This is a genomic window from Pseudomonas sp. LM13, assembly GCF_041381355.1.
GTDB lineage: Bacteria > Pseudomonadota > Gammaproteobacteria > Pseudomonadales > Pseudomonadaceae > Stutzerimonas > Stutzerimonas frequens.
The window spans coordinates 1-24,604 of record NZ_JACBXH010000033.1 but is presented as its reverse complement, the minus strand read 5'-3'; the positions used below and the strand labels follow the sequence as shown (position 1 = coordinate 24,604).

Annotated in this window: 24 protein-coding genes; 11 read left to right on the top strand and 13 right to left on the bottom strand. The window is 64.2% G+C overall.

What is annotated here, in order from left to right; genetic code table 11:
* Window positions 1-34 precede the first annotated feature (34 nt).
* Genes hpf through HZR81_RS17930 form a run of 4 tightly spaced genes read left to right on the top strand, consistent with a single transcriptional unit; the run spans window position 35 to window position 1,976 of the window.
* Complete coding sequence (gene hpf / locus HZR81_RS17945) at window positions 35-343, top strand: ribosome hibernation-promoting factor, HPF/YfiA family (protein WP_063544406.1); 309 nt, start codon at window positions 35-37, stop codon at window positions 341-343.
* Between the two features lie 9 nt (window positions 344-352).
* On the top strand, window positions 353-817 hold the full coding sequence (ptsN, locus tag HZR81_RS17940) for a PTS IIA-like nitrogen regulatory protein PtsN (protein WP_063544404.1): 465 nt from the start codon (window positions 353-355) through the stop codon (window positions 815-817).
* 15 nt (window positions 818-832) lie between these two features.
* Window positions 833-1,690 (top strand): RNase adapter RapZ, encoded by an 858-nt coding sequence (gene rapZ, locus HZR81_RS17935; RefSeq protein ID WP_500128884.1) that lies wholly within the window; start codon window positions 833-835, stop codon window positions 1,688-1,690.
* Window positions 1,691-1,703: 13 nt separating this feature from the next.
* The gene (locus HZR81_RS17930) at window positions 1,704-1,976 is read left to right on the top strand and encodes an HPr family phosphocarrier protein (RefSeq protein WP_063544400.1); all 273 of its coding nucleotides are present in this window, start codon (window positions 1,704-1,706) and stop codon (window positions 1,974-1,976) included.
* A 47-nt stretch (window positions 1,977-2,023) separates the two neighbouring features.
* Here the strand turns inward: HZR81_RS17930 and pmbA are convergent, their stop codons facing one another.
* Window positions 2,024-3,370 (bottom strand): metalloprotease PmbA, encoded by a 1,347-nt coding sequence (gene pmbA, locus HZR81_RS17925; RefSeq protein ID WP_063544398.1) that lies wholly within the window; start codon window positions 3,368-3,370, stop codon window positions 2,024-2,026.
* A gap of 113 nt (window positions 3,371-3,483) precedes the next feature.
* On the opposite strand from pmbA, the gene yjgA reads away from it, so the two are divergent.
* The gene (gene yjgA / locus HZR81_RS17920) at window positions 3,484-4,005 is read left to right on the top strand and encodes a ribosome biogenesis factor YjgA (RefSeq protein ID WP_125868261.1); all 522 of its coding nucleotides are present in this window, start codon (window positions 3,484-3,486) and stop codon (window positions 4,003-4,005) included.
* 42 nt (window positions 4,006-4,047) lie between these two features.
* Here the strand turns inward: yjgA and tldD are convergent, their stop codons facing one another.
* The 9 genes from tldD to mreB form a co-directional block, all read right to left on the bottom strand.
* On the bottom strand, window positions 4,048-5,490 hold the full coding sequence (gene tldD / locus HZR81_RS17915) for a metalloprotease TldD (protein WP_102840567.1): 1,443 nt from the start codon (window positions 5,488-5,490) through the stop codon (window positions 4,048-4,050).
* Window positions 5,491-5,492: 2 nt separating this feature from the next.
* Window positions 5,493-6,338: a carbon-nitrogen hydrolase family protein gene (locus HZR81_RS17910; protein ID WP_500128883.1), complete on the bottom strand. Its 846-nt coding sequence runs from the start codon at window positions 6,336-6,338 to the stop codon at window positions 5,493-5,495.
* Between the two features lie 43 nt (window positions 6,339-6,381).
* The gene (locus HZR81_RS17905; RefSeq protein WP_500128882.1) at window positions 6,382-10,188 is read right to left on the bottom strand and encodes a YhdP family protein; all 3,807 of its coding nucleotides are present in this window, start codon (window positions 10,186-10,188) and stop codon (window positions 6,382-6,384) included.
* A gap of 49 nt (window positions 10,189-10,237) precedes the next feature.
* On the bottom strand, window positions 10,238-11,695 hold the full coding sequence (rng, locus tag HZR81_RS17900; RefSeq protein ID WP_063544389.1) for a ribonuclease G: 1,458 nt from the start codon (window positions 11,693-11,695) through the stop codon (window positions 10,238-10,240).
* 86 nt (window positions 11,696-11,781) lie between these two features.
* Entirely contained in the window at window positions 11,782-12,372 is a 591-nt protein-coding gene (locus HZR81_RS17895) for a Maf family protein (protein ID WP_102840564.1), read from the bottom strand.
* Between the two features lie 94 nt (window positions 12,373-12,466).
* On the bottom strand, window positions 12,467-13,603 hold the full coding sequence (locus HZR81_RS17890) for a PEGA domain-containing protein (RefSeq protein ID WP_500128897.1): 1,137 nt from the start codon (window positions 13,601-13,603) through the stop codon (window positions 12,467-12,469).
* Between the two features lie 191 nt (window positions 13,604-13,794).
* A complete protein-coding gene (mreD, locus tag HZR81_RS17885) occupies window positions 13,795-14,283 on the bottom strand; it encodes a rod shape-determining protein MreD (protein WP_063544382.1) in 489 nt (162 codons plus the stop codon).
* Entirely contained in the window at window positions 14,280-15,218 is a 939-nt protein-coding gene (gene mreC / locus HZR81_RS17880; RefSeq protein ID WP_500128881.1) for a rod shape-determining protein MreC, read from the bottom strand. The genes mreD and mreC overlap by 4 nt, the downstream gene beginning before the upstream one ends.
* 145 nt (window positions 15,219-15,363) lie before the next feature.
* Window positions 15,364-16,401 carry a rod shape-determining protein MreB gene (mreB, locus tag HZR81_RS17875; protein WP_003292433.1) on the bottom strand — a complete coding sequence of 346 codons (1,038 nt, stop codon included), beginning with the start codon at window positions 16,399-16,401 and terminating at the stop codon, window positions 15,364-15,366.
* A 318-nt stretch (window positions 16,402-16,719) separates the two neighbouring features.
* Between mreB and gatC the strand changes: the two genes are divergently transcribed.
* The 6 genes from gatC (at window position 16,720) to HZR81_RS17845 (ending at window position 22,727) form a co-directional block, all read left to right on the top strand.
* Window positions 16,720-17,007 carry an Asp-tRNA(Asn)/Glu-tRNA(Gln) amidotransferase subunit GatC gene (gatC, locus tag HZR81_RS17870; RefSeq protein ID WP_063544381.1) on the top strand — a complete coding sequence of 96 codons (288 nt, stop codon included), beginning with the start codon at window positions 16,720-16,722 and terminating at the stop codon, window positions 17,005-17,007.
* A 14-nt stretch (window positions 17,008-17,021) separates the two neighbouring features.
* On the top strand, window positions 17,022-18,473 hold the full coding sequence (gene gatA, locus HZR81_RS17865; protein ID WP_500128880.1) for an Asp-tRNA(Asn)/Glu-tRNA(Gln) amidotransferase subunit GatA: 1,452 nt from the start codon (window positions 17,022-17,024) through the stop codon (window positions 18,471-18,473).
* A gap of 11 nt (window positions 18,474-18,484) precedes the next feature.
* On the top strand, window positions 18,485-19,930 hold the full coding sequence (gatB, locus tag HZR81_RS17860) for an Asp-tRNA(Asn)/Glu-tRNA(Gln) amidotransferase subunit GatB (RefSeq protein ID WP_125868257.1): 1,446 nt from the start codon (window positions 18,485-18,487) through the stop codon (window positions 19,928-19,930).
* A gap of 123 nt (window positions 19,931-20,053) precedes the next feature.
* The gene (locus HZR81_RS17855) at window positions 20,054-20,455 is read left to right on the top strand and encodes a septal ring lytic transglycosylase RlpA family protein (RefSeq protein WP_102840560.1); all 402 of its coding nucleotides are present in this window, start codon (window positions 20,054-20,056) and stop codon (window positions 20,453-20,455) included.
* 63 nt (window positions 20,456-20,518) lie between these two features.
* A complete protein-coding gene (locus HZR81_RS17850; RefSeq protein WP_270052626.1) occupies window positions 20,519-21,604 on the top strand; it encodes a calcium/sodium antiporter in 1,086 nt (361 codons plus the stop codon).
* A gap of 37 nt (window positions 21,605-21,641) precedes the next feature.
* A complete protein-coding gene (locus tag HZR81_RS17845) occupies window positions 21,642-22,727 on the top strand; it encodes a calcium/sodium antiporter (protein WP_500128879.1) in 1,086 nt (361 codons plus the stop codon).
* 40 nt (window positions 22,728-22,767) lie between these two features.
* On the opposite strand, the gene HZR81_RS17840 is transcribed toward HZR81_RS17845, so the two are convergent.
* Genes HZR81_RS17840 through HZR81_RS17830 form a run of 3 tightly spaced genes read right to left on the bottom strand, consistent with a single transcriptional unit; the run spans window position 22,768 to window position 24,530 of the window.
* Window positions 22,768-23,193 carry a bactofilin family protein gene (locus tag HZR81_RS17840; protein ID WP_063544365.1) on the bottom strand — a complete coding sequence of 142 codons (426 nt, stop codon included), beginning with the start codon at window positions 23,191-23,193 and terminating at the stop codon, window positions 22,768-22,770.
* A gap of 16 nt (window positions 23,194-23,209) precedes the next feature.
* Complete coding sequence (locus HZR81_RS17835; protein ID WP_152480882.1) at window positions 23,210-23,566, bottom strand: hypothetical protein; 357 nt, start codon at window positions 23,564-23,566, stop codon at window positions 23,210-23,212.
* The gene (locus HZR81_RS17830) at window positions 23,547-24,530 is read right to left on the bottom strand and encodes a M23 family metallopeptidase (protein ID WP_500128878.1); all 984 of its coding nucleotides are present in this window, start codon (window positions 24,528-24,530) and stop codon (window positions 23,547-23,549) included. Before HZR81_RS17830 ends, HZR81_RS17835 begins: the two co-directional genes overlap by 20 nt.
* Between the last annotated feature and the right edge of the window lie 74 nt (window positions 24,531-24,604).

Here is a 24,604-nt window from a genome sequence, read left to right as displayed (position 1 = left end):
CCTGCTCTTCGCACAAGGCAAAGGAGATAGCAGTATGCAAGTCAATATCAGCGGTGTTCATCTGGAAGTAACCAATGCCCTGCGTGACTACATCGAGGAGAAATTCGATCGGCTTGCCCGTCATTTCGACCGCATCATCAGCGTCCAGGTGATCCTGCAGGTCGAGAAGCTAAAGCAGAAAGCCGAAGCGACGCTGCATGTCGCTGGCCGCGAAGTGGTCGCCAACTCGGAACACGAAGACATGTATGCTGCCGTCGACCTGCTGGTCGACAAGCTCGATCGCCAGCTGATCAAGCACAAGGAAAAGCAGCTCGACCATACCCAGGGCGCCATCTCCCGCTGACTCCCAGACATGATCCGACTCGAAAACATCCTGACCCCCGGACGTTCCCTGGTGAACGTCCCGGGCGGTAGCAAGAAACGCGTCCTGGAACAGATCGCCAAGGTCATCGCCCAGGACCTCACAGACCTCGACTCCCAGACCATATTCGAAAGCCTGATTGCCCGCGAGAAGCTGGGATCGACCGGATTTGGCAACGGCATCGCCATCCCTCACTGCCGCATGGTCGGCTGTAACGCCCCGCTGAGCGCCGTGCTGCGCCTGGAAACGCCGGTGGACTTCGACGCCATCGACGGCGCACCGGTAGACCTGCTGTTCGTCTTGCTGGTACCGGAAGCGGCCACCGACGAGCACCTCGAGCTGCTGCGCCAGATCGCCAGCATGCTTGACCGTGAAGAGGTGCGCCAGCGACTGCGCCAGGCACCCACCAATGAGAGCCTCTATCAGGTCGTCGTCGACGTCCAGAATGGCGCCTAGCGGAGTGGGGGCCAGATGCGGCTGATCATCGTCAGTGGCCGTTCGGGCTCGGGCAAGAGCACCGCGCTGAACGTGCTCGAAGACAACGGTTTCTACTGCATCGACAACCTGCCGGCGGGTCTGCTTCCCGAGCTTGCCGAACGCGCGCTGCTGCACACCGAGCTGCTGCATCCGCAGGTCGCCGTTTCCATCGACGCGCGCAACCTGCCCAGTCAACTGAAGCGTTTTCCGGAACTGCTCGAAGAGGTTCGCGCCAGGCATATCCAGTGCGACGTGCTGTATCTGGACGCGGACGACGAAACCCTGCTCAAGCGCTTCTCGGAAACCCGCAGGCGTCATCCGCTGACCAACGAGAGCCGCTCCCTCGCCGAGGCGATCCGCGACGAGGAGCTGCTACTGGCAGCCATCATCGACCATGCCGACCTGAAGATCGACACCACGCACCTGAATCTTTACCAGCTGCGCGACTTCCTGAAGCTGCGCCTGCTGAACAAACCCGAACCCGGCACCGCATTTCTCATCGAGTCGTTCGGCTTCAAGCGCGGCATGCCGGTCGACGCCGACCTGGTGTTCGATGTGCGCTGCCTGCCCAACCCCTACTGGAAAGCCGAGCTGCGCGACTTCTCCGGGCTCGATCAACCGGTCATCGACTATCTGACCGCCCAGCCCGACGTAGAGGAGATGTTTGAGGACATCCATGCCTACCTGAGCAAATGGCTGCCCCGCTTCGCCGCCAGCAACCGCGCATACGTAACCATCGCCATCGGCTGTACCGGCGGCCATCATCGCTCGGTTTATCTGGCTGAGCGCCTGGGCCAAGCGCTCAGGGAGCCGCTGAAGAATCTGCAGGTCCGTCACCGGGACCTCGCCTAGGAATACCTGCCCCATGCCTGCCCGCGAAGTCACCATCATCAACAAGCTCGGTCTGCATGCGCGCGCGGCGGCCAAGTTCGTCGGCGTTGCCAACCGCTATCCGTGTGCCGTCCGTGTCGGCCGCTGCCCGGCCACGCTGGTGGACGGCAAGAGCATCATGGCGGTCATGATGCTTGCCGCCAGCAAGGGCTCGACCCTGCACCTGCACACCGAAGGCGAGCAGGAGCACGAAGCCCTGGCAGCCCTGGTCGCACTGATCGACGACTACTTCGAAGAAGGCGAATAAGGCCTCGAGCGGCCGGCGCGGATGATGACCACGCCGGCTGGGCGAGGCTACTTGCCCGCCACCGTCATCCGCTCGATCAGCACCGAGCCGGTGCGCACATTGCCACGCGTCTCGATATCACAACCTACCGCGACGATCTGACGGAACATGTCACGCAGGTTGCCGGCGATAGTCACTTCCTGCACCGGGAACTGAATCTCGCCATTCTCGACCCAGTAGCCGCCTGCGCCGCGCGAGTAGTCCCCGGTCACCAGATTCAGCCCCTGCCCCATCAGTTCCGTTACCAGCAGCCCGCGCCCCATCTGACGGATCAGTGCCGCCTGATCCTCGTCGCCGTGACTGACGAACAGGTTGTGCACGCCGCCGGCATTGGCCGTGCTCGGCATGCCCAGCTTGCGTCCCGAGTAGGTCGACAGCACGTACGACAGCAGGCGGCCACCCTCAACGAAGGGTTTGGCATAGGTCGCCAAGCCATCGCCGTCGTAACCGGCGCTCCCCAGCGCCCGCGGGATGTGAGGGCGCTCGTCCAGGCTCAGCCACTCGGGGAATAGCGTCTGCCCCAGCGCGCCTTCCAGGTACGATGCCTTGCGGTAGAGGTTGCCACCGGAAATCGCTGCGATGAAATGGCTGAACAGCCCGGTAGCCAGCTCCGGCGCGAACAGCACCGGCACCTCGCAGGTCGGGATCGGACGCGCGCCCAGCCGCCGAACTGCTCGCTCAGCCGCACGCTGACCGATGGTCAGCGGATCGATCAGCGCCTCGCCGATCCGGTTCACGTCATAGAAATAGTCCCGCTGCATCTGCCCATCGCTTTCAGCGATCATCACGCAGCTCAGACTGTGCCGGCTGCTGCAATAACCGCCGATGAAGCCGTTGCTGTTGCCGTAGGCCCGGCAGCCCTGATGGGTGTTGAGGCTGGTGCCGTCGGCGTTGCGAATCCGCTGGTCGAAGGCGAAGGCCGCACCTTCACAGCTCAGCGCCTGCTCGATCGCCTGTTCGGGAGTGATCGCCCACGGGTGGTAGAGGTCGAGTTCGGGTAGCTCGCGCGCCATCAGCGAGGCATCAGCCAGGCCGGCGAACTCGTCCTCCGACGCATGTCTGGCAATGGCCAAGGCGGCCGCCACGGTTTCCCGAATGGCGGCATCTCCGCTGCCGGTGGTGCTGGCCGAGCCCTTGCTCTGGCCGACATAGAGCGTAATACCGAAGCCCTGGTCGCGATTGTACTCGACCGTTTCCACCTCGCCTTGACGCACCGTGGTGGACAGGCCTTGCTCCATCGAGACCGAAACCTCACTGGCGCTGGCGCCCTGCCGACGCGCCTCTTCGATGATGCGCTCGACCTTATCGCGCAAGCCGGGCAGCGCATGCGGTCCGATGCCCTCTACTTCACTCATAAGCTCTCCCAAAACCACTGCAATCTATTCAAGTAGCAGCCCGACATCAGCTACGCTGAGCCGGCTGCCGGGGCTGCTGTTATCATGGCGGCATTTCCTAGTGGACCATCCCCATGTCTGAACACTCCGACGTCGACGGCTTCGACGAAAAAAGCAAATCCCAGGTCAAGCGCGAACTGCTGGCGCTGCAGGAACTCGGCGAGCGTCTGACCACGCTCAAGCCCGATCTCATTGCTCGCCTGCCGCTCAGCGACGCACTGCAAAAAGCGCTGGCCGACGCGCCCAAACACAAGGCACACATCGCACGCAAACGGCATATCCAATACATCGGCAAACTAATGCGCGACCAGGACGTCGACGCGATCCTGGCCCTGGTCGACCAGCTCGACGCCTCGACCCGCCAGTACAACGAACGGTTCCATGCGCTGGAACGTTGGCGTGACCGCCTGATCGCTGGCGACGACAGCACCCTGGAAGCCTTCGTCGCCGAGTATCCGGAGACCGACCGCCAGCACCTGCGCGGCCTGATCCGCCATGCGCAGCATGAAGCGGCACGCAACAAGCCGCCGGCGGCGAGCCGGAAGATCTTCAAATACATCCGTGACCTGGATGAGACCAAGCGCGGCCTGCGCTGAAGTCAGCTCCAGGCCACCGGTCACGATCCGACGCGCGCCTGCTCAAGCGCCCGTCCCTCCCACGGTGATCTCGTCGATCTTCAGCGTCGGCTGACCGACGCCCACCGGCACCGACTGGCCATCCTTGCCGCAGGTGCCGACACCGCTATCCAGCGCCAGGTCGTTGCCTACCATCGACACCCGATTCATCACTTCAGGGCCGTTGCCGATCAGCGTCGCGCCCTTAACCGGCGCGGTGATCTTGCCATCCTCGATCAGATAGGCCTCGCTGGTGGAGAAGACGAACTTGCCGCTGGTGATGTCGACCTGGCCGCCGCCGAGGCTGGCGCAGTAGATACCCTTTTTCACCGAGCGGATGATTTCCTGCGGATCGCTCTCGCCGGCCAGCATGTAGGTGTTGGTCATGCGCGGCATCGGCAGGTGCGCATAGGATTCGCGACGGCCGTTGCCGGTCGGCGCGACGCCCATCAGCCGGGCGTTGAGCTTGTCCTGGATATACCCCTTGAGAATGCCGTTCTCGATCAGCGTGGTGCATTGCGTCGGCGTGCCTTCGTCGTCGACGCTGAGCGAACCCCGGCGATCCGCCAGGGTGCCGTCATCGACGATGGTGCACAGGCTGGACGCCACCTTCTGCCCGATCCGGCCGCTGTAGGCCGAGCTGCCCTTGCGATTGAAATCACCCTCCAGCCCATGGCCGACCGCCTCGTGCAGCAGTACACCAGACCACCCGGGGCCGAGCACCACCGGCAGTGACCCAGCAGGCGCCGGCACCGCCTCGAGATTGACCAGCGCCTGCCGCAGCGCTTCGCGCGCATAGCCCATGGCGCGATCCTCATCGAGGAAATACTGGTAGCCGGTACGTCCGCCGCCACCCTGCCCACCGCGCTCGCGACGGCCGTTCTGCTCGACGATCACGCTGACGTTGAAACGCACCAGCGGGCGGATATCCGAAGCCATGCCGCCGTCCAGCGCGGCAACCAGAACATGCTCCCAGACACCCGCCAGGCTCACCGTGACCTGCTTGATCCGCGGATCGAGCGCTCGCGTCGCGACATCGATGCGCTTGAGCAGCTCCACCTTTTCGCCCCGGCTCAGACCGTCGAGCGGATTATCGCGGCCGTAGAGCGGCTCGAATGCTGCCCGGGACAGCACACCGACCTGCCCCTGCTTGCCGCTGCGGGCAATCGACCGCGCGGCCTGGGCCGCCTGACGCAAGGCATCGGCCGTGATCGCGTTGCTGTAGGCGAACCCGGTCTTCTCACCGGAAAGCGCCCGAACGCCGACGCCCTGTTCGATGTGAAAACCGCCTTCCTTGACGATGCCATCTTCCAGTACCCAGGACTCGGATACCTGATCCTGAAAATACAGATCAGCAGCATCCACGCCAGGACCGGCGAGCTCGCCCAGCAGCGCTGGGAGATCGTCGATGGTCAGGCCACCCGGCGTCAGCAGACGCTCGGTTACGGGTAACAGCAGTTCACTCATATTCACTCCAGACAGTCCGTGATCAAGCACGGGACGGAAAAACGGCGGTGGCGCTGCACCGGCATGCGCTGGCGGATGGCCGCCTGCTCGGGCACATCTCGTTCGGCGAGCAGCGCTGTCTCAGCAGCCGCCTGCTCGCACAACAACCGACCCCAGGGGTCAACGATAGACGAATGCCCATAAGTGACGCGACCGCCGGCGTGCGTACCGACCTGAGCGGCAGCCAGTACGTAGCACTGCGTCTCTATGGCGCGGCAGCGGATCAGAGTCGTCCAGTGTGCCTCACCGGTCACGGTGGTGAAGGCAGAGGGCGCACTGATCAGTTCGGCCCCTGCGTCGCGCAGCGCCATGTATAACTCGGCAAAGCGCAAGTCGTAGCAGACGGTCATGCCCAGCCGTCCAACCGGCGTGTCGGCCACGACCAGCCGCTGCCCTGCCCCGTAGGTATCGGATTCGCGGTACTGCTGCCGACTGTCGGCCACATCGGCGTCGAACAGGTGCACCTTGTCATAACGCGCGACCCGCTGTCCGTGCTCGTCGATAAGCAGCGAACAGGCATTGGGCCTGTCCTGCGGACGGTCGTCGGGTGGCAGCGGCACGGTTCCAGCGACAATCCACAATCTGAGGTCGCGCGCGGTACGTTTCAACCAGGGCAGAACAGGCCCTTGGCCTTCCGCTTCGGCGCGCCCCAGCTGCTGTGGGTCACTGCAGCCCATGGCGGCGAAGTTCTCTGGCAGCACCGCCAAGCGGGCCCCGGCCGCGGCAGCCTGCTCGAGCAGGCGCCGGGCGGCAGCTAGATTGCCGGTGACATCGGCCTGGCTGGTCATCTGGATTACCGACAGCGACATGAATGCTCCCGTCGAATTGCGATGGCCGCGCGACACCGGCCAGTCAATTGGGCTTCTCGAACGGCTTGTCGAAACTGATCTTCGGCGATTGCCAAGGTCCCTTGACGTCATACTGTACGCTGGCGAAGCGCGCCACACGGTCGCCCAGCAACTTGTCGACAACGAAAAGTGCCCCGCCAATCGCTGGCGCGCCGACGATCAGCGCAGCCAGCGGCAGGTTGTTGCTGATCGGCAGCGTGACCAGCAGTTTCGCATCGATCTGGTCGCGAGCCATGTCCAGCGTGCCATCCAGCTCGAGGTTGGTCGACGGACCGCTGACGGTGATGGGCTCGCGAGTGTTGAACACGCCTTCCTTGGCCAGCAGCCGACCATCCAGCCGGTCATAACTGAGCCCCTTGCTGAACAGGTCGGAGAAATCCAGTCGCAGGCGACGCCCTATCGAATTGAAATTGAGCACGCCGAACACCCGTAGCGCCTGGGCGCTGCCGTCGACCTCGACGAACTGTCCCTTGCGCAGCCGTGGCTGCATGCTGCCGGAATAGCGCGCCATGGCGAACCAGGCTGGTGAGCCGGGCCACTGCCCATCCACATCCAGGCGAAAACTGTCGCTGGTCACCGAGGGCGCAAAGCCCCAGGCAAGCAGTACGTCGGCGAGGTTGCGCCCTTCGAGGCGGCCCTTGTACCAGGTCTGCGCGCCGTCCCAACCGCCACTTCCGGTGATCTTCAGGCCCTTGAGGTCCAGAGCGATGTCGCGGAACTCGATTCCGGCGCTGACCGGCCGCAGCTTCAACGTCCAGGCGCCAAGCACATCGTCGCCCAGGGATATCCGTTTGATGGCGACATCCATCGCCGGCAGGCTCTGCGGGTCGACATCGGCCAGCGGATCAGGCCGCGCCTTGGATGCTGCTTCGCCGGTTTGCGCCGGAGCCGGCAGGCGCAGGTGCTGGAGATCAGCAACGATGGTGCCACCCTCGGCATCCGGCAGACGAACCGAGCCGCCGATGGTCGAACTGCGAAGGCCAAGGTCCCACGCATCGCTCAGTCGCCGCAGGTCCAAGCCAAGGTCGTCGATCCGGGTGCCAAAACCATCGAAACGACCGATATCGACCTGCGCACGGCGCAGCAGCGAGCCAGTCGTCTGCTGCGCGTCCGCCTTGCCATGTTGCTCGAGCACAGCCTGCCAGGCTTTCAAGTCGAGTTCCCGCAGGCGGCCTCTGACGTAAAGCCCGGCACGGGCCGGAAGATTAGCCGCACCGGGGCCCAGACGCAGCTCACCGCGACCCTGCGCCCAGGCACCCGGCGGCGCGGCGAACGCCAGCGCGGCGAGCGCCCCATGCTGGACGCCGTAGTGACGCTCGGCCCCTTGCAGAGACATCCGCAACGAGGTATCGCGGCGCTCGCCGGCAGACTTGCCGAACGGCGCTGGCAGATCGATGCGCAGCCCCTGTAGCGACGAGTCGATTTGCAGCTGACTATCCTCACCCGCCAGATCCAGACGCAACTGATAGGGCAGTTCACCGCTGGCGGGCAGCGATTGCCCGATAGCGAGCCACTCAACCAGACGCTGCAACCCCACGGTGCCCTGTGCCTCCAGGCGAGAGGCTGGCTTGCCGGGCGCGCCTGTCGCGACCGCCTTGCCCTTGACCGGAGCGCCGAACAGACGCGCCTGGATGGCCTCTGCGCTCAAGCCCCGTGCGGTGTCGTAGCGGAAATTGCCGCTGAGCTGCTCGAAGGCAAGCTCCGGCTCGGGAATCTTCAGTTTCGCATCGTCGCTGGCGAAATCCACGATGACCCGCGGAGTGCCCTTGCCCAGCGGGATCTGCAGGTCAAGCGTGCCGCTGAGCGCACCCTGCCCCTGCCAGCCGGCGAACAGCTCGGCAGTCCCGATCGGCGCCTCCTGCAGCAGCTTCAAGGCGTCCGCCAGGCTGCTGCTGACCTGTCCTTTCACCGCCAGCTGCGGCACGTTTCCGGCCCCGGCGCGAGGTATCTCCGCTGTCGCATCCCGCACCTGGCTGTCGAGGATCCGCCCTTCCGCGAGCCGGACACGCACCCCACTGTCTTCGATCAGCACCTCGCCGCGGCCCTGTTGCAGCAGGGGCCAGCCGGGCTGAAACGCCAGCTCCGCATCACGCACCTTGAAGTACAGGCTCAGGGCGCGCGCGCTATCGGAAGCGCCCTTGTTCAATGCCCCCTGGTACTGGAAATAACCTTGCTCGACCGTCCCGCTGCGGATCGCCTCCCTGAGCCAGCTGACCAGCGCCGGGCTCAACGCCGGCGAGCGTGTCGGCAGGTATTTCTCGGTGAAGCGCGCATCGCCTTCGCTCAAGCCGACCCGCAGGTCCATGTAATCTTCTGCAGCGGGGTCCCGAGCCAGTCGGATGAGAAAATCTCCGGCGATCTTGCCTTCCTCGCCGTCGATGCGCAGATAGGGCGCCGCCAGCGTGAAGACCTGCTCATCCAGCGCCCAGGTCAGGCGCCCGCCGGCGTGTCGGTAGTGCCACGGCTCGGGATAAAGTGGCGCAAGCTGCAGGCTGAAGTCGTCGCTGTCCACGCGCAACTCGCCGCCGCCCAGGTCACCACGAATGCTGCCACTCGCGTTCCCCACCGCCGGTATCCAGTTCTGCGCAGCAATGCTGATGCGGTCCAGATTGGCAGCGAACTGCAGGCGCTGCGGCGACTCCATCTGCGGGTAGTAGTCGAGCTGCAGGTTGCGCAATGTTCCGTTGGGTTGCAGCGCCGTCAGCGTCTCGGCGGCAGTCGGCGGCAACGGCGCCAGTGCACGAACGAGCGTGGCGATCGGCGCGATAGCCAGCCGATCCGCCTGCAGGCGCCAGTACTGCTGGGCCTGATCCTGCTGAAGCTGGATTCGCGCATCGCCCCAGCGCTCGCCGTCGAGATCGAATGCCAGCCGGTCCAGCAGCAGCCGGTAGCCCTGCTCGTTACGATCGATATACGCCTCGCCCCCCAGGTCCTCGAGCTGAACGGGCGCACGATCGGCAAAGGACATGCTCAGCTGCGACGCGTTCAGCCGTAGAACAGCACGCTCCAGCGCCTGTTCGCGCCAGCTCACCCACAGCTCGCCACCCATCTTCAGCGTCTGCAGATGCCAATCGGCAGTCAGCCGGCGTGGCAACCAGGCGGCCCAATCGCTTTGTGGCAGGCTGAGGTAAACCTGCGCCTCGGCGTGCTGCCAGCGTTGCGGCTGCACCCTCCCCTGAATGTTCAAGGCCAGCGGCTGACCATCTGGCAGGATACTGCGCCCGTCCAAGCGGAGCCGCTCGCCGTCGACGCGCAAGCTCAGATCGGTGTAGCTCAAGGTCAGCGGCGACTCACCGAATGGTTCCAGCGTGATCTGGCTGTTGCGCACCACCAACCCACGTACCCGCTGCAACGACTCGAGCATCTTCTGTGGCTCGGGCGGTTTCTGCTCGGCACGGGTCGGCAAGCCTTCCACCCGCCACTTGCCCTCGGCATCTTCAGCGACAGACAGCTGCACGCCGCTGAGTTCCAATTGGTTCAGCCGCCATGCTCGGGCCCAGAGGCTGCCCGCCAGGTCCGGCACGATAGCGATACGGTCCAGGCGCATCGCGCTGTCCCCTTCACCGAGCAGCACGTCATGCGCCAGCAAACGCGGCGCGAAGCCCTCCCAGCGACCTTCGAGCCTGCCCAGCGTGATTGGCATGCCCAGCGCCGCCTGCGCTTTCTCCTGCACCTCGGCGCGGTATTCGGCGACCAAGGGCACCAGCTGCCGCCCCAGGCTGACGTAGAACGCGGCCAGAATCAGGCCAAACGCAATTATCCAGAACAGCTGGCGCGACAGTGTCAGGAGGAAAGCAGCGAGGCGGTTCATCTGGATGCGCTCCGGTCATCCTGGGCCTTGCGGCCCGGTCTACCTTTGTTCAGAGCAACACCACGTCGTACTGTTCCTGGGAGTACATGCTTTCCACCTGGAACTTGATCGAGCGACCGATAAAGGCCTCCAGGTCGGCGACATTGCCCGACTCCTCGTCGAGCAGACGATCGATCACCTTCTGATTGGCCAGCACCCGGTAGCCTTCGGCCTGATAGGCCCTCGCCTCCCGCAGGATCTCGCGGAAGATCTCGTAGCAGACGGTCTCCGGCGTCTTCAGCTTGCCACGCCCCTGACAGCACATGCAGGGTTCGCACAGCACCTGTTCGAGGCTTTCGCGGGTGCGCTTGCGGGTCATCTGCACCAGGCCAAGTTCGGTGATGCCGATGATGTTGGTCTTGGCGTGATCGCGCTCCAGCTGCTTTTCCAGCGTGCGCAGGACCTGGCGACGATGCTCCTCGTCCTCCATGTCGATGAAGTCGATGATGATGATGCCGCCCAGATTGCGCAGCCGGAGCTGGCGTGCGATGGCGGTGGCCGACTCGAGATTGGTCTTGAAGATGGTTTCTTCCAGCGTCCGGTGGCCGACGAAGGCGCCGGTGTTGACGTCGATGGTGGTCATCGCCTCGGCCGGATCGATGATCAGATAACCGCCGGACTTGAGCATGACCTTGCGCTCCAGCGCCTTCTGGATCTCGTCCTCGACGCCATAAAGGTCGAAGATTGGGCGCTCGCCCGGGTAATGCTCGAGACGATCGCCCAGCTCGGGCATCAGCTCGCCGACGAACTGCCTGACCTTCTGGAAATTTTCCCGCGAGTCGATGCGGATCTTCTCGATCCGCGGGTTGACCAAATCACGCAGCGTGCGCATGGCCAGAGAGAGATCTTCGTAGATCACCGTCGGCGCTTCGACGGTCTTGATCTGGCTCGCTATCTGCTCCCACAGGCGGCGCAGATAGCGGATATCCATCAGGATCTCTTCGCTGCCGGCACCTTCTGCCGCGGTACGCAGGATGAAACCGCCGGCCTCCTGAATGCCTTCGGCCGCCACGCATTCGGCTACGACCTGCTTGAGTCGCTCGCGCTCGGCTTCATCCTCGATACGCAGGGAGATCCCGACATGGCTGGTACGCGGCATGTAGACCAGGTAGCGAGAGGGGATCGACAGCTGCGTGGTCAGGCGTGCGCCCTTGGTGCCAATAGGATCCTTGGTGACCTGCACCACCAGGCTCTGGCCCTCATGCACCAGTGCATTGATCGGCTCGACGGCGTTGCCTTCGCGGCTGGATATCTCCGAGGCATGAATGAACGCGGCGCGATCCAGCCCGATGTCGACGAAGGCCGCCTGCATACCTGGCAGCACCCGCACCACCTTGCCCTTGTAGATGTTGCCAACGATGCCGCGGCGCTGGGTGCGCTCGACGTGCACCTCCTGCAAGACACCGTTCTCCACCACCGCCACCCGCGACTCCATGGGGGTGATGTTCATCAGGATTTCTTCGCTCATTGTTGTTCTCGGCGGTGGCTTGATGTGCAGCGCTAGCTGATGGTTCCGGTCGATTCTAACCGCCCGGCGCGTCGAAGCCACAGGCTCTAGCGTGAGCCTTTGGTCCAACGTGGGAGAGCGAACACATCGAGCAGCTGCGTGGTTTCGCACAGCGGCAGGCCGACCACCGCCGAATAGCTGCCATGCAGCTGGCTGACGAAGGCAGCGCCCCAACCCTGGATGGCATAGCCGCCCGCCTTGTCCAGCGGCTCGCCACTGTTCCAGTAGCGCTCGGCCTCCGCTTCATCGATGCTGCGAAAGGTCACTTCGCTGATGACCACACGCGCTTCGCAGGCCGAGCGACTGGCAAGCGCCACCGCGGTCATCACCCGGTGGGTACGGCCCGAAAGTGCCGCCAGCATTGCCAGGCCTTCATTGCGGTCGACCGGCTTGCCAAGGATGCGCTGATCGAGCACCACGCTGGTGTCGGCGCCCAGCACGCAGCCATCGCGCTCACCCAGCACTGCCAATCCGGCGAGGGCCTTGTCCCGCGCAACACGCTCGACATAGGCCTCTGGGGATTCGGTCGGTGAAGGCGTCTCGTCGACGGAGACGCTGATCAGGGAAAACGGAGCGCCTATCTGCGCGAGCAGTTCGCGACGGCGGGGTGATGCCGAGGCGAGAAACAGAGTGCCCATGGCAAGTCCTCAACGTGAATAAGCGACAGCGTCGCATATTCAGGGGGCGTCGAGAAAGGCGCGGAGGGCTTGGCGGCACACCGGCGCGGGGCTGTCAGAACCTGAAGTTGAGTACCTGATCGCCCTTCAGTGACAGGGTACGCTTCTGGGTGATACCGCCAGAGGTCACCTGGATGTCGTAGACACCGCTATCCAGCACCAGCGACACCGGCGTCGCGCCGTGGTCCTGGTCATTGATACGAACCCGGTCGTCGTACTTGTTGCTGCGCACGATCAGGGAATGCGTCTGACTGTCGCATTGCTCGTAAGGCACATCGAGGATCGCGCAGGGCATCATCTTCTTCGCGGTGATGGTCGCCTCGATATTCATCCGTGCATGAACGGTGCCGTCCAGGCTCATGCTTGCCTGCGCGAAGTCCGTACGTGTGCGATAGCGGTACCAGGCAGTATCCAACGCCAGCTCCGCCACCTGATCACGGATGTCCTCGGCCAGGACCCGCTGATAGTGGCCCAGCACCCACTGTGACATCTGACTGTCGCCGCGGAACTCGGCCAGACAGGCGGCCAGGCTCTTGCTCGCCGAGCAGCGGAACGAGACGTCCTGATCGAAGCGGATGGTCTTGTCCAGTTTGCGTGCAATCGCCTGGATGTTCTTGCTGTTGCGTTCGCGAGCCTCGGCGGCGAGCTGGGCCTTGAGGCGCTCCGCATCACGGCTCGCCAGGGAGAGCTTCAGATGCTGGCTGCCCAGATCCTTTTCCAGAGCCTCGACACGCTCACCAATAGCAGCCGCGGCATCGGCGCTACGCTTGTGCTCGTCGAGCAACTCGTCGAGTCGCTCGCGCTCGATGCCCTGTCCGAGGAAATCGTCAACTTCGGCCTGGATCAGCTTCTTGGTGTTCGCCAGCTGCAACTGGATCGCGGCCAGTTCGCTCTTCTGCGCACGCAAGGCCTCTTCGAGCTTCTGCTTCTCCAGCACAATGGCGTCGAGCTCGGCGAGCTTGCTGGCCAGCTGCTCGCTGCGGGAGGAATCGATGGTGCCGGGCGCCGCGGCGGGCGCATCGGAAGCCGCAGGTTGGGCCGGCCGGGTGGCCTGCGGTGCGCTGTCGGCCTGGGAGTAGTCGCTGCTCGCAATCAGCGCCAGCAGCAGCGAGGCGGCTGCGCTCGCTACAAGCACGGTGCGCACACCCCGCCCCCATCGCCGCGTGGAAAGAATCGAAACGCCAGCTTCCATACTCATCGCCCGTGCTGTTGTGCTTGTCGTTTGTCTGAAGCAGATCACAGTAATGGCTGAACGCCATGAGGGGCGCATGATTTCAGAATTGCCCCGGAGCAGCAAGGCATAGGCCGTGCCGCTCCGCGCAAATCCACACGAAACTCATGACTTTCGCTTTCTGCCGGCGCGGGAGTAGTGAAACAGCAATTTCAGTAGACGGCGAAGCGTTGCCGCAACCCTTGCAGTGCGACGAACAGCCACGGCCAGAGCAAGGCACTGATCGGCACCGGCACGAGGAACAGCAGCGTAGGAGGACGATTGCCCGTCAGCGTGTTGAGCCATAGCTGAACCAGCTGCGCGAGACCCAGCACCACCAGCAGCACCATGCTCTGTTGCCACAGCGGGAACATGCGCAGGCGTTGCTGGAGACTCAACACCAGGAAGGCAATCAGGATCAGTGGCAAGGCACTCTGACCGAACAGCGTGCCCGCCAGCACGTCCTGAGCCAGGCCGAAGCAGAATGCGACGCCAAGCCCCCCGCGATGCGGAAGCGTCAGCGACCAGAAGGCGATTACCAGACCGAGCCACAGCGGGCGAGCCAGCTCCGCGCTGCCCGGCATGGGAGCGATGCTGAGCAACAGGGCGATCGTCAGGCTGCACCAGATCACCCACCCATTGTTCGGCCGTCCACTGATCATTGCGCCTCCTCGACTGGCGAGGGCGCCGGGGCATCACCCAGCGCAGCGGCATTACCGGCCGCCTGCTCCGCGGCAGGAGGAGCCACCTCAGCGTCGGCAGCCGCTTCTCGGTCGGCATCCACCTGCGCCTGCGCAGCTGCGGCGGCGCGCTCCTCTGGCGTACGCGAGTCGCTGAAGACCAGCATCAGATAGCGGCTGCGGTTGAGCATCGCCGTAGGCACCGCACGAACGATCGCGAATGGCTGACCGGAGCCATGCACCACCTCGGTCACCTGAGCCACTGGATAGCCGCTGGGAAAGCGCTGACCGAGGCCGGAGCTGACCAGCAGGTCACCTTCCTTGATATCAGCGGTTTCCGCCACGTGGCGAAGTTCCAGGTAGTCTGGATTGCCGGTACCCACGGCGATTGCACGCAACCCGTTGCGGTTGACCTGCACCGGAATACTGTGGGTCACATCGGTGAGCAGCAATACCCGCGCCGCATAGGGCAGCACTTCGACAACCTGCCCCATCAGCCCACTGGCATCGAGCACCGGCTGCCCCATGAAGACGCCGTCCCTCTCGCCCTTGTCGATCAGGATGCGATGGGTGAACGGGTTTGGGTCGAGCCCGATCAGCTCGGCGACGATGACCTTGTCATCCACCAGCGCCGCGGAATTGAGCAATTCGCGCAGGCGCACATTCTGCTCGGTCAGCATCGCCAGCTTCTGCAGGCGCCGCTGCATCAGCAATGCCTCGGCCTTGAGCTTCTCGTTCTCGGCCATCAGGCTGCTACTGCTGGCGATCTGTTCGGTTGCACCCCTCCAGATACGCACCGGCATTTCGGCGACCCAGTAGAACGGGGTCAGCACCAGCGCCATCTGGCTGCGCACCATCTTCAGCGCATCGAAACGTGCATCCACCACCATCAGCGCGACGCAGAGCACGACGAACACCAGCAGGCGTCCACCGAGCAGAGGTCCCTTGGCAAATAGCGGCTTGATTGCGACTACCTCGCGGCTGAAGCTTCAGACTGAACGCGACAAGCCGAAAGCCGGCGTGACCGGATCTTTCGGCTTGTCATCAACGGCGCGCAGCGCCTCACTCGGTGGACAGCAGGTCCATCGCGTGCCGATCCATCATCTCCAGCGCACGGCCGCCGCCGCGGGCTACGCAGGTCAGCGGCTCTTCAGCGACGATTACCGGCAGGCCGGTTTCCTGCGCCAGCAGCTTGTCCAGATCACGCAGCAAGGCACCGCCCCCGGTGAGTACCAGGCCACGCTCGGCGATATCAGAAGCCAGCTCCGGCGGCGACTGCTCCAGCGCGCTCTTGACCGCTTGGACGATGGTTGCCAGCGACTCCTGCAGCGCCTCGAGCACCTCGTTGGAGTTCAGCGTGAAGCTGCGCGGTACGCCTTCGGCCAGGTTGCGACCACGTACATCGACCTCGCGCAGCTCGCCACCTGGGAATGCGGTACCGATTTCCTGCTTGATGCGCTCGGCGGTGGATTCGCCGATCAGGCTGCCGTAGTTACGGCGTACATAGGTGACGATGGACTCATCGAAACGATCGCCACCGACTCGCACGGATTCGGCATAGACCACGCCATTGAGGGAGATCAGTGCGATCTCGGTGGTGCCACCACCTATGTCCACGACCATCGAGCCACGCGCCTCGTCGACCGGCAGACCGGCACCGATCGCCGCAGCCATCGGCTCCTCGATCAGAAACACTTCGCGGGCACCGGCACCGAGTGCAGATTCACGAATGGCCCGGCGCTCGACCTGAGTCGACTTGCAAGGCACGCAGATCAGCACGCGCGGGCTGGGCTGCAGGAAGCTGTTCTCGTGCACCTTGTTGATGAAGTACTGCAGCATCTTCTCGCAGACGCTGAAATCGGCGATCACACCGTCCTTCATCGGACGGATCGCATTGATGTTGCCCGGGGTGCGGCCCAGCATGCGCTTGGCCTCGGTACCAACAGCGACGACGCTCTTCTGGTTGCCGTGGCTGCGAATGGCAACTACAGAGGGTTCGTCGAGAACGATGCCGCGATCGCGCACATAAATAAGGGTATTGGCAGTGCCCAGGTCGATCGACAGATCACTGGAAAACATGCCACGCAGTTTCTTGAACATGGGAAAAGGGCCCTGGGGCAAACGCGTGGGGAAAAAAGTGCCGCAAACTCTAACAATGGTGCGAACTTAGGGCAAGGCGCGAGTCTGCCTGCATAGCGCCAGACGTGAGCCACTGCGCGCATCGCCTGCAAGCCAGGGCTCAAGCCGCAATCAGGCGCGTCTCGCCGCGCCCCGCGCTACCGGTCGACGCCCCGGGCATGTAAGATTGATGGCTTTTCCGGGCCTGAAAGCCCTTGCCGCGGCGCGCCCTGTGCCGCCATGCGCCCCGTCCAGTCGACGGAAGGCGCAGCCCGATTCGCTTTCCGCTGGAGATATCCGATGGCGCTTGAACGCACCGAGGTGGAAAAGATCGCTCATCTGGCCCGCCTGGGCCTGTCTGAAGCCGACCTGCCTCGCACCACCGAAACCCTCAACAACATTCTCGGCCTGATCGACCGCATGCAGGCAGTGGACACCACCGGCATCGAGCCGCTGGCCCACCCGCTGGAAACCACGCAGCGCCTGCGTGCCGACGAGGTCACCGAGCGCAACCAGCGCGACGCCTATCAGGCCATCGCCCCGGCGGTGGAAAACGGACTTTATCTGGTCCCGCGGGTGATCGAGTGATGAAGGACACCGACATGCACAACCTGACACTTGCCGAGATCGCCCGCAACCTCAGCGAAAAGCGCTTCTCGGCCGAAGAGCTGACGCGCACCCTGCTCACCCGTATCGAGCAGCTCGATCCGCAGCTGAACAGCTTCATCAGCGTCACCAGTGAGCTCGCCATCACCCAAGCCCAGGCTGCCGATGCACGCCGCGCCGCCGGCGAGAGCGGCGCGCTGCTCGGTGCGCCGATCGGCCACAAGGACCTGTTCTGCACCCAGGGCATTCGCACCAGCTGCGGCTCGAAGATCCTCGACAGTTTCAAGGCGCCCTATGACGCCACCGTGGTGGAACGACTGGCAGCGGCCGGCACGGTCACCCTCGGCAAGCTGAACATGGACGAATTCGCCATGGGCTCGGCCAACGAGTCGAGCTATTACGGCCCGGTGAAGAACCCTTGGGACCTGACCCGGGTACCGGGCGGCTCTTCCGGCGGTTCCGCCGCGGCCATTGCGGCGCGCCTGCTGCCCGCCGCGACCGGCACCGACACCGGCGGCTCGATCCGCCAGCCGGCCGCGCTGACCAACCTCACCGGTCTCAAGCCGACCTATGGACGCGTCTCGCGCTGGGGCATGGTGGCCTACGCCTCGAGCCTCGACCAGGGCGGTCCGATGGCGCGCACCGCCGAAGACTGCGCGCTGCTGCTCTCGGCAATGGCCGGCTTCGACCCGAAAGACTCGACCAGCGTCGACCAGCCACTGGACGACTACCTCGCAACACTGAGCCAGCCGCTCGCCGGCCTGCGCATCGGCCTGCCGAAGGAATACTTCGGTGCCGGCCTCGACCCGAAGATCGCCGACGCGGTGATGGCGGTCGTCGAGGAACTGAAGAAGCTCGGCGCCACGGTCAAGGACATCAGCCTGCCGAACATGCAGCACGCGATCCCTTCCTATTACGTGATCGCGCCGGCCGAGGCCAGCTCCAACCTGTCGCGCTTCGACGGTGTGCGCTTCGGCTATCGCTGCGAGAACCCGGCCGACCTCACCGACCTCTACAAGCGCTCGCGCGCCGAAGGCTTCGGTGACGAGGTCAAGCGGCGCATCATGGTCGGCACCTATGCGCTGTCGGCCGGCTACTACGATGCCTACTACCTCAAGGCGCAGAAGATTCGCCGACTGGTCAAGAACGACTTCGTCAGCGCGTTCGATGAGGTCGATTTGATTCTCGGCCCGACCACGCCGAACCTGGCCTGGAAGCTGGGCGAGAAGAACGCCGATCCGGTTTCCGCCTATCTGGAAGACATCTACACCATCACCGCCAACCTGGCGGGCATCCCCGGACTGTCGATGCCGGCCGGCTTCATCGATGGCCTGCCGGTGGGTGTGCAACTGCTGGCGCCGTACTTCCAGGAAGCGCGCCTGCTCAACGTGGCGCACCAGTATCAACAAGTCACCGATTGGCACATGCGCGCCCCGGCCGGATTCTGAGGAGATTGAAGATGCAATGGGAAACCGTGATCGGGCTGGAGATTCACGCACAGCTCGCGACCCAGTCGAAGATCTTTTCCGGCAGCGCCACCACCTTTGGCGCCGAGCCCAACACCCAGGCCAGCCTGGTCGACCTCGGCATGCCCGGCACCCTACCGGTGCTCAATGCCGAAGCCGTGCGCATGGCCTGCAAGTTCGGCCTGGCGATCGACGCCGAGATCGCGCCGAAGAACGTCTTCGCGCGCAAGAACTACTTCTACCCTGATCTTCCCAAGGGCTACCAGACCAGCCAGATGGATCATCCCATCGTCGGCAAGGGCCACCTGGACATCACTCTGGAAGATGGCAGCACGCGGCGCATCGGTATCACCCGTGCACACCTGGAAGAGGACGCCGGCAAGAGCCTGCACGAAGACTTCCACGGCATGAGCGGTATCGACCTGAATCGCGCCGGCACGCCGCTGCTGGAGATCGTCTCCGAGCCGGACATCCGCAGCGCCAAGGAAGCGGTCGCCTACGTCAAGGCGATCCACGCGCTGGTGCGCTACCTGGGTATCTGCGACGGCAACATGGCCGAAGGTTCGCTGCGCTGCGATTGCAACGTCTCGGTACGGCCCAAGGGCCAGGCCGAGTTCGGCACCCGCGCCGAGATCAAGAACGTCAACTCCTTCCGCTTTATCGAGAAGGCGATCAACCACGAGGTGCAGCGGCAGATCGAACTGATCGAGGACGGCGGCAAGGTGGTGCAGGAAACCCGCCTGTACGACCCGAACAAGGACGAGACGCGCTCCATGCGCAGCAAGGAAGAAGCCAACGACTACCGCTACTTCCCCTGCCCCGACCTGCTGCCGGTGGTGATCGAGCAGAGCTTCCTCGACGAGGTGCGCGCCAGCCTGCCGGAGCTGCCGGTGCAGAAGCGCGAACGCTTCGAGCGCGAGTTCGGCCTGTCGGCCTATGACGCCACGGTGCTGGCCGCCAGTCGCGAGATGGCCGACTACTTTGAACAGGTCAATGCCACCTGCGGCGATGCCAAGCTGGCCGCCAACTGGGTAATGGGCGAGCTGTCCAGCCTGCTCAACAAGGAAGGCCTGGAAATCGAGCAGTCGCCGGTAACAGCCGAACAGCTGGGCGGCATGATCCTGCGCATCAAGGACAACACCATCAGCGGCAAGATTGCCAAGATGGTCTTCGAGGCCATGGCCGCCGGCGAAGGTTCGGCCGACGAGATCATCGAGAAGAAGGGCCTCAAGCAGGTCACCGACTCCGGCGCCATCGAAGCGATGCTCGACGAGGTGCTGGCGGCCAACGCCGAGCAGGTCGAGCAGTACCGGGCCAGCGACGAAGCCAAGCGCGGCAAGATGTTCGGCTTCTTCGTCGGCCAGGCGATGAAGGCTTCCAAGGGCAAGGCCAACCCCGGCCAGGTGAACCAACTGCTGAAGAAGAAGCTCGAAGGCTAAGCTGAGCACGGCACTGCGCGGTCGAGCCGCGCAGTGCCCCATGATCGCTTCCGGCACCGCCAGTACTTCGCCATGCCTGCCGCGGGTTGTCGTCCAAGCGATTGCCCAACGGAAGGACATTTCATGCGAATGCCTCGCCTCGTAACCCTGCTGACACTGATTCTGCTGGCCGCGGGCTGTGCCGAACGCCAGCCAACGCAGCCACCGCAAGCACCAGCCACCACCCAGGAACGCTTCACCCAGAGCGGCAAGGCGTCCTATTACGCGCGCATGCACCACGGGCAGCGCACGGCCAATGGCGAAACGCACGACCAGAACGCACTGGTCGCAGCCCATCGCAGCCTGCCGTTCGGCACGCGCGTGCGGGTGACCAACCAGCAGAACGGCAAGCAAGTGATCGTGCGCATCAACGACCGCGGACCATTTCGTCGTGGCCGCATCATCGATGTGTCCCGCGCCGCGGCTGCGCAACTGGACATGCTGGAGCGTGGCGTGGTCCGCGTCCGCATCGAAACCCTCCCATGAACCAAGCCAATACCGAGGCTGCATGACGCCTGCGAACAACCTTATTGCGACTGGAGCGGCAGCATGTCGCTGATGACCTTCGCCTATCTCATCGGCGGCTTGGTGCTGCTCGTCGTCGGCGCCGAAGCCCTGGTCCGCGGCGCCGCCCGGCTGGCCAGCCGCTTTGGCATTCCACCGCTGATCATCGGCCTGACCGTGGTCGCCTTCGGCACCAGCGCACCGGAAACGGCGGTCAGCGTGCAGGCCTCCCTGAGCGGCAGCGGCGACATCGCGGTGGGCAACGTGATCGGCAGCAATATCGCCAACATCCTGTTGATCCTCGGCCTCTCGGCGCTCATCGCACCGCTGCTGGTGTCTCGCCAGCTGATCCGCCTGGACGTGCCGGTGATGATCGGTGCCGGCCTGCTCTGCTACGCACTGGCCTGGAACGGCAGCATCAGTCGGCTGGATGGCGCCGTGCTGCTGGCCGCCCTGGTGGGCTATACGGTGTTCTTGGTCATCGCCAGTCAAAAGGAAAAAGCCGTGGCGGGGGTGGATGAGTTCGCCACCGAGTTCGGCCCCGGCGATAGCGACAAGCCCTTCGCCTGGGTGTGGCAGCTTCTACTGATCCTGCTCGGCCTCAGCCTGCTGGTCGGCGGTTCGAATCTGCTCATCGAAGGGGCGGTCGATCTGGCGCGGGCACTGGGCCTGTCGGAACTGATCATCGGCCTGACCGTGGTCGCGGTCGGAACCTCGATGCCGGAGCTGGCCACCTCGGTGCTCGCGGTAATCAAGGGCGAGCGCGACATCGCGGTGGGCAACGTGGTCGGCAGCTGCATATTCAACCTGTTGCTGGTGCTCGGCGCTGGCGCCGCGGTGTCAGCCGAGGGCCTGTCGATATCACCGAACGCGCAAGCGTTCGACTTCCCGGTGATGCTGGCGGTGTTCGTCGCCTGCCTGCCGATTTTCTTTTCCGGATATTGCATCCGCCGCTGGGAAGGCCTGCTGTTCTTCGCCTATTACCTGGCCTACACCCTCTATCTGGTGATGTTCGCGACCGGCCTTGGCGCCATTGACCTGCTCCGCGATGCGATGCTCTGGTTCGCCTTCCCCTTGACGGCCGTGACGCTTTTGGTGATCTTCCTGCGCGCCTGGCAACGCCAGCGTTGATCCACCGTTTCTTCAGCCTCTTGCGGAGCCCTCTATCGTGACCCTGATGACGTTCGTCTATCTCATTGCCGGCCTGGTGCTGCTCGTTGCCGGCGCGGAGGTGCTGGTGCGAGGCGCAGCCAAACTCGCTGCCCAGTTCGGTATTTCCCCACTGGTCATCGGTCTTACGGTGGTCGCTTTCGGTACGAGCGCGCCGGAGACGGCCGTCAGCGTGCAGGCCGCACTCAATGGCAGCGGTGACATCGCGATCGGTAACGTCGTGGGCAGCAACATCGCCAACGTACTGCTGATTCTCGGCATGACCGCACTGGTTGCGCCGCTGGTGGTGTCGCGCCAGTTGATCCGCCTCGACGTGCCGATCATGATCGGCGCCAGCCTGGTCACCTTCGGCCTGGCGTGGGACGGAGAACTCAGCCGTATCGACGGTGCGCTGCTGTTCGCCGCGGTTGTGGCCTACACGCTGTTCCTGATCATCAGCAGTCGCCGCGAAAAGGCCGCGGAAGCCGACGATGAGTTCGCCAAGGAGTTCGGCCTGGACGAACCGGCCAAACCCCATGCCGGCCTGATCAATGCCGGCCTGGTGCTCGCTGGACTGGTACTGCTGGTCGTCGGGTCCAACTTCCTGGTCGAGGGTGCCGTCGCGCTGGCACGCGCGCTCGGCCTGTCGGAACTGGTCATCGGCCTCACCGTGATCGCGGTCGGCACTTCGCTGCCGGAACTGGCCACCTCGATCATGGCGGCCTTCCGCGGCGAGCGTGACATCGCGGTGGGCAACATCGTCGGCAGCAACATCTTCAACCTGCTCTGCGTGCTCGGCCTGGCCTCGCTGGTTTCGCCGCAGGCGATCGGGGTGTCGTCGAACGCACTGGCTTTCGACTTCCCAGTGATGATCGCAGTCGCTGTGGCCTGCCTACCGATCTTCTTCGCCGGCTACTGCATCAAGCGCTGGGAAGGCGCGCTGTTTCTGGCCTACTACGTGGCGTACACGCTGTACCTGGTGCTGGCCAGCACCGGTCGGCCATTCGCCGAAACCTTTGGTGATGCGATGATCGGCTATGCCCTGCCGTTGACCGCCATCACCCTGCTGGTCATCGCTGGCCGCGCCTGGAAAACCCAGCGCTAAGCGGCGAGGCGACGGGCGCGCAGTTCCGCGCGCTCATCGCTCAGCCTTCACGCTGCTGCGGGCGCGGCAGCTCGAAGACCTGCGCCGATTCTTCCTCGTCACCCATCCGACTCAGCGTTCCATCGACCACCGCGCCATTTTCCATGCTCAACTGGCGATAGCGAATGTTGCCCTGCACCCGGGCGTTGGAGTGCAGTTCAAGTAGATGCTCCACGGTCAGATCGCCGACGATGGTACCGTCGATCAGCGCATCATGGCTGCTGACATTACCCTCGATCCGCCCTTCGGCACTGAGCGCGAGCAGACTGTGCGAGCCCGGCTTGTGACGGACATTGCCGCGTACTTCGCCACTCACCTTCAGGCCGTCTTCGAACGTCACGTCCCCCGCCACTGTGAGGTTGCCGGAGATCAGGCTGGAAAACTGGTCGATGGTGACGCGAGCCACCGGTTTCTTCTTGCTGAACATCGCTTGCTCCAAAGGGTTAACGAGCCTTCTTCTGCTGTCGGAAGAAGGCCAGCTCGGTGTGCAGGCGCTCGACCTGCGCTGACAGCGTGGCAATACGCTTTAGCAACTGCTCTTCGGTGGCCTGGGTTTCCTGGCGCTGCAATCGGCTGCGCTCGAGCGCAGCGTTGAGCGCTTCGCTCTGCTCCCGCAGTTCAGCGATTCGCTGTGCATGGACCGCGTGCTCGTGGCCACGCAGATAAACCAGGGCACCGATCACGCATAGCAGTGCGAGCATGCACCAGCGACCGACGCCGCCGGCCGCCGCAGCCCGTGGCCGGTGCTCGGCGCGGACCAGCTCGCGAGTCGTGGGTCGTCTAGTCGTCAGCCAGACCATCGCCGACGCGCTCCAGATCGTTCAAGGCCAGGAAGCGTTGCGGGTCGACGAAGCGCCCCTTGTGCAGCACTTCGAAATGCAGGTGCGGGCCGGTGGAGCGGCCGGTGGAGCCGACCGCTCCGATGCGTTGCGCCGGGGTGACCACCTCGCCCTGTTGCACGTCGAGCCGCGACAGATGCGCATAGCGACTCACCAAGCGGTTGCCATGATCGATTTCCACCAGCTTGCCATAGGCGCCGCGATAACCCGCGAAGCGCACCCGGCCGCCTGCCGCCGCGACGACGTCGGAACCGGACTTCAGGGCGAAGTCCACACCGGAATGGAACGCCAGCGTCTTGCGGAAGGGATCGATGCGATTGCCGAAGGCGGAGCCCAGGCGGGCTTCGCCTACCGGGCGGCGAGAGGGAATGGCCATCAACGCGGCGTTGCGCTCGGCCGCACGCTGCAACAGCGCATCGAGCATGATCCGCATGCAGCGCGCCGAGGCCTCAGTGTTCTCCAGGTCGCTCAGCGTCACGCCGGGGCGCTCTAGCCTGGTTGCCGAGCAGCCGAGCGGGGGAAGCAACACACCACCCTGCCCTGTATTGCGCGGTTGCTTCTCGCGTTCCGGCACAAGCACCGGTAGCAGCGCAGGATCGAGCGCAGACAGCTGGGTCTGCAGCGTGCGCTGCTCGTCCATCAGTCGCTGCAGGGCAAGCAGATCGGACTCCAGCGACTTCAGCCGCCCGACGACCTCGCCGACGCGGGCAATGGCGAACCGTCCTTCGTTGCCAAGCACAGCTTCATCCGCCACCTGCACGGCTGGTTGTGCCCCCAGCTCGACGCCTACCCAGACGCCGCAGGCGAATCCACCAGCACTCAGACTCAGCAGCAATGCGAGCCCAGGGGTCAGCAGTCGGCGTGGGCTGACAATACGTATACCGTCCCGCGTCAACGAGCGGTTCGAAGGTTTGAAGAAGGACATGGCAGTTTCCGAAGCGCTGAACGGCCCCTGTCAGGCAAGCCGTTGATCGATCGGGACAATTTGACGCAAACGGG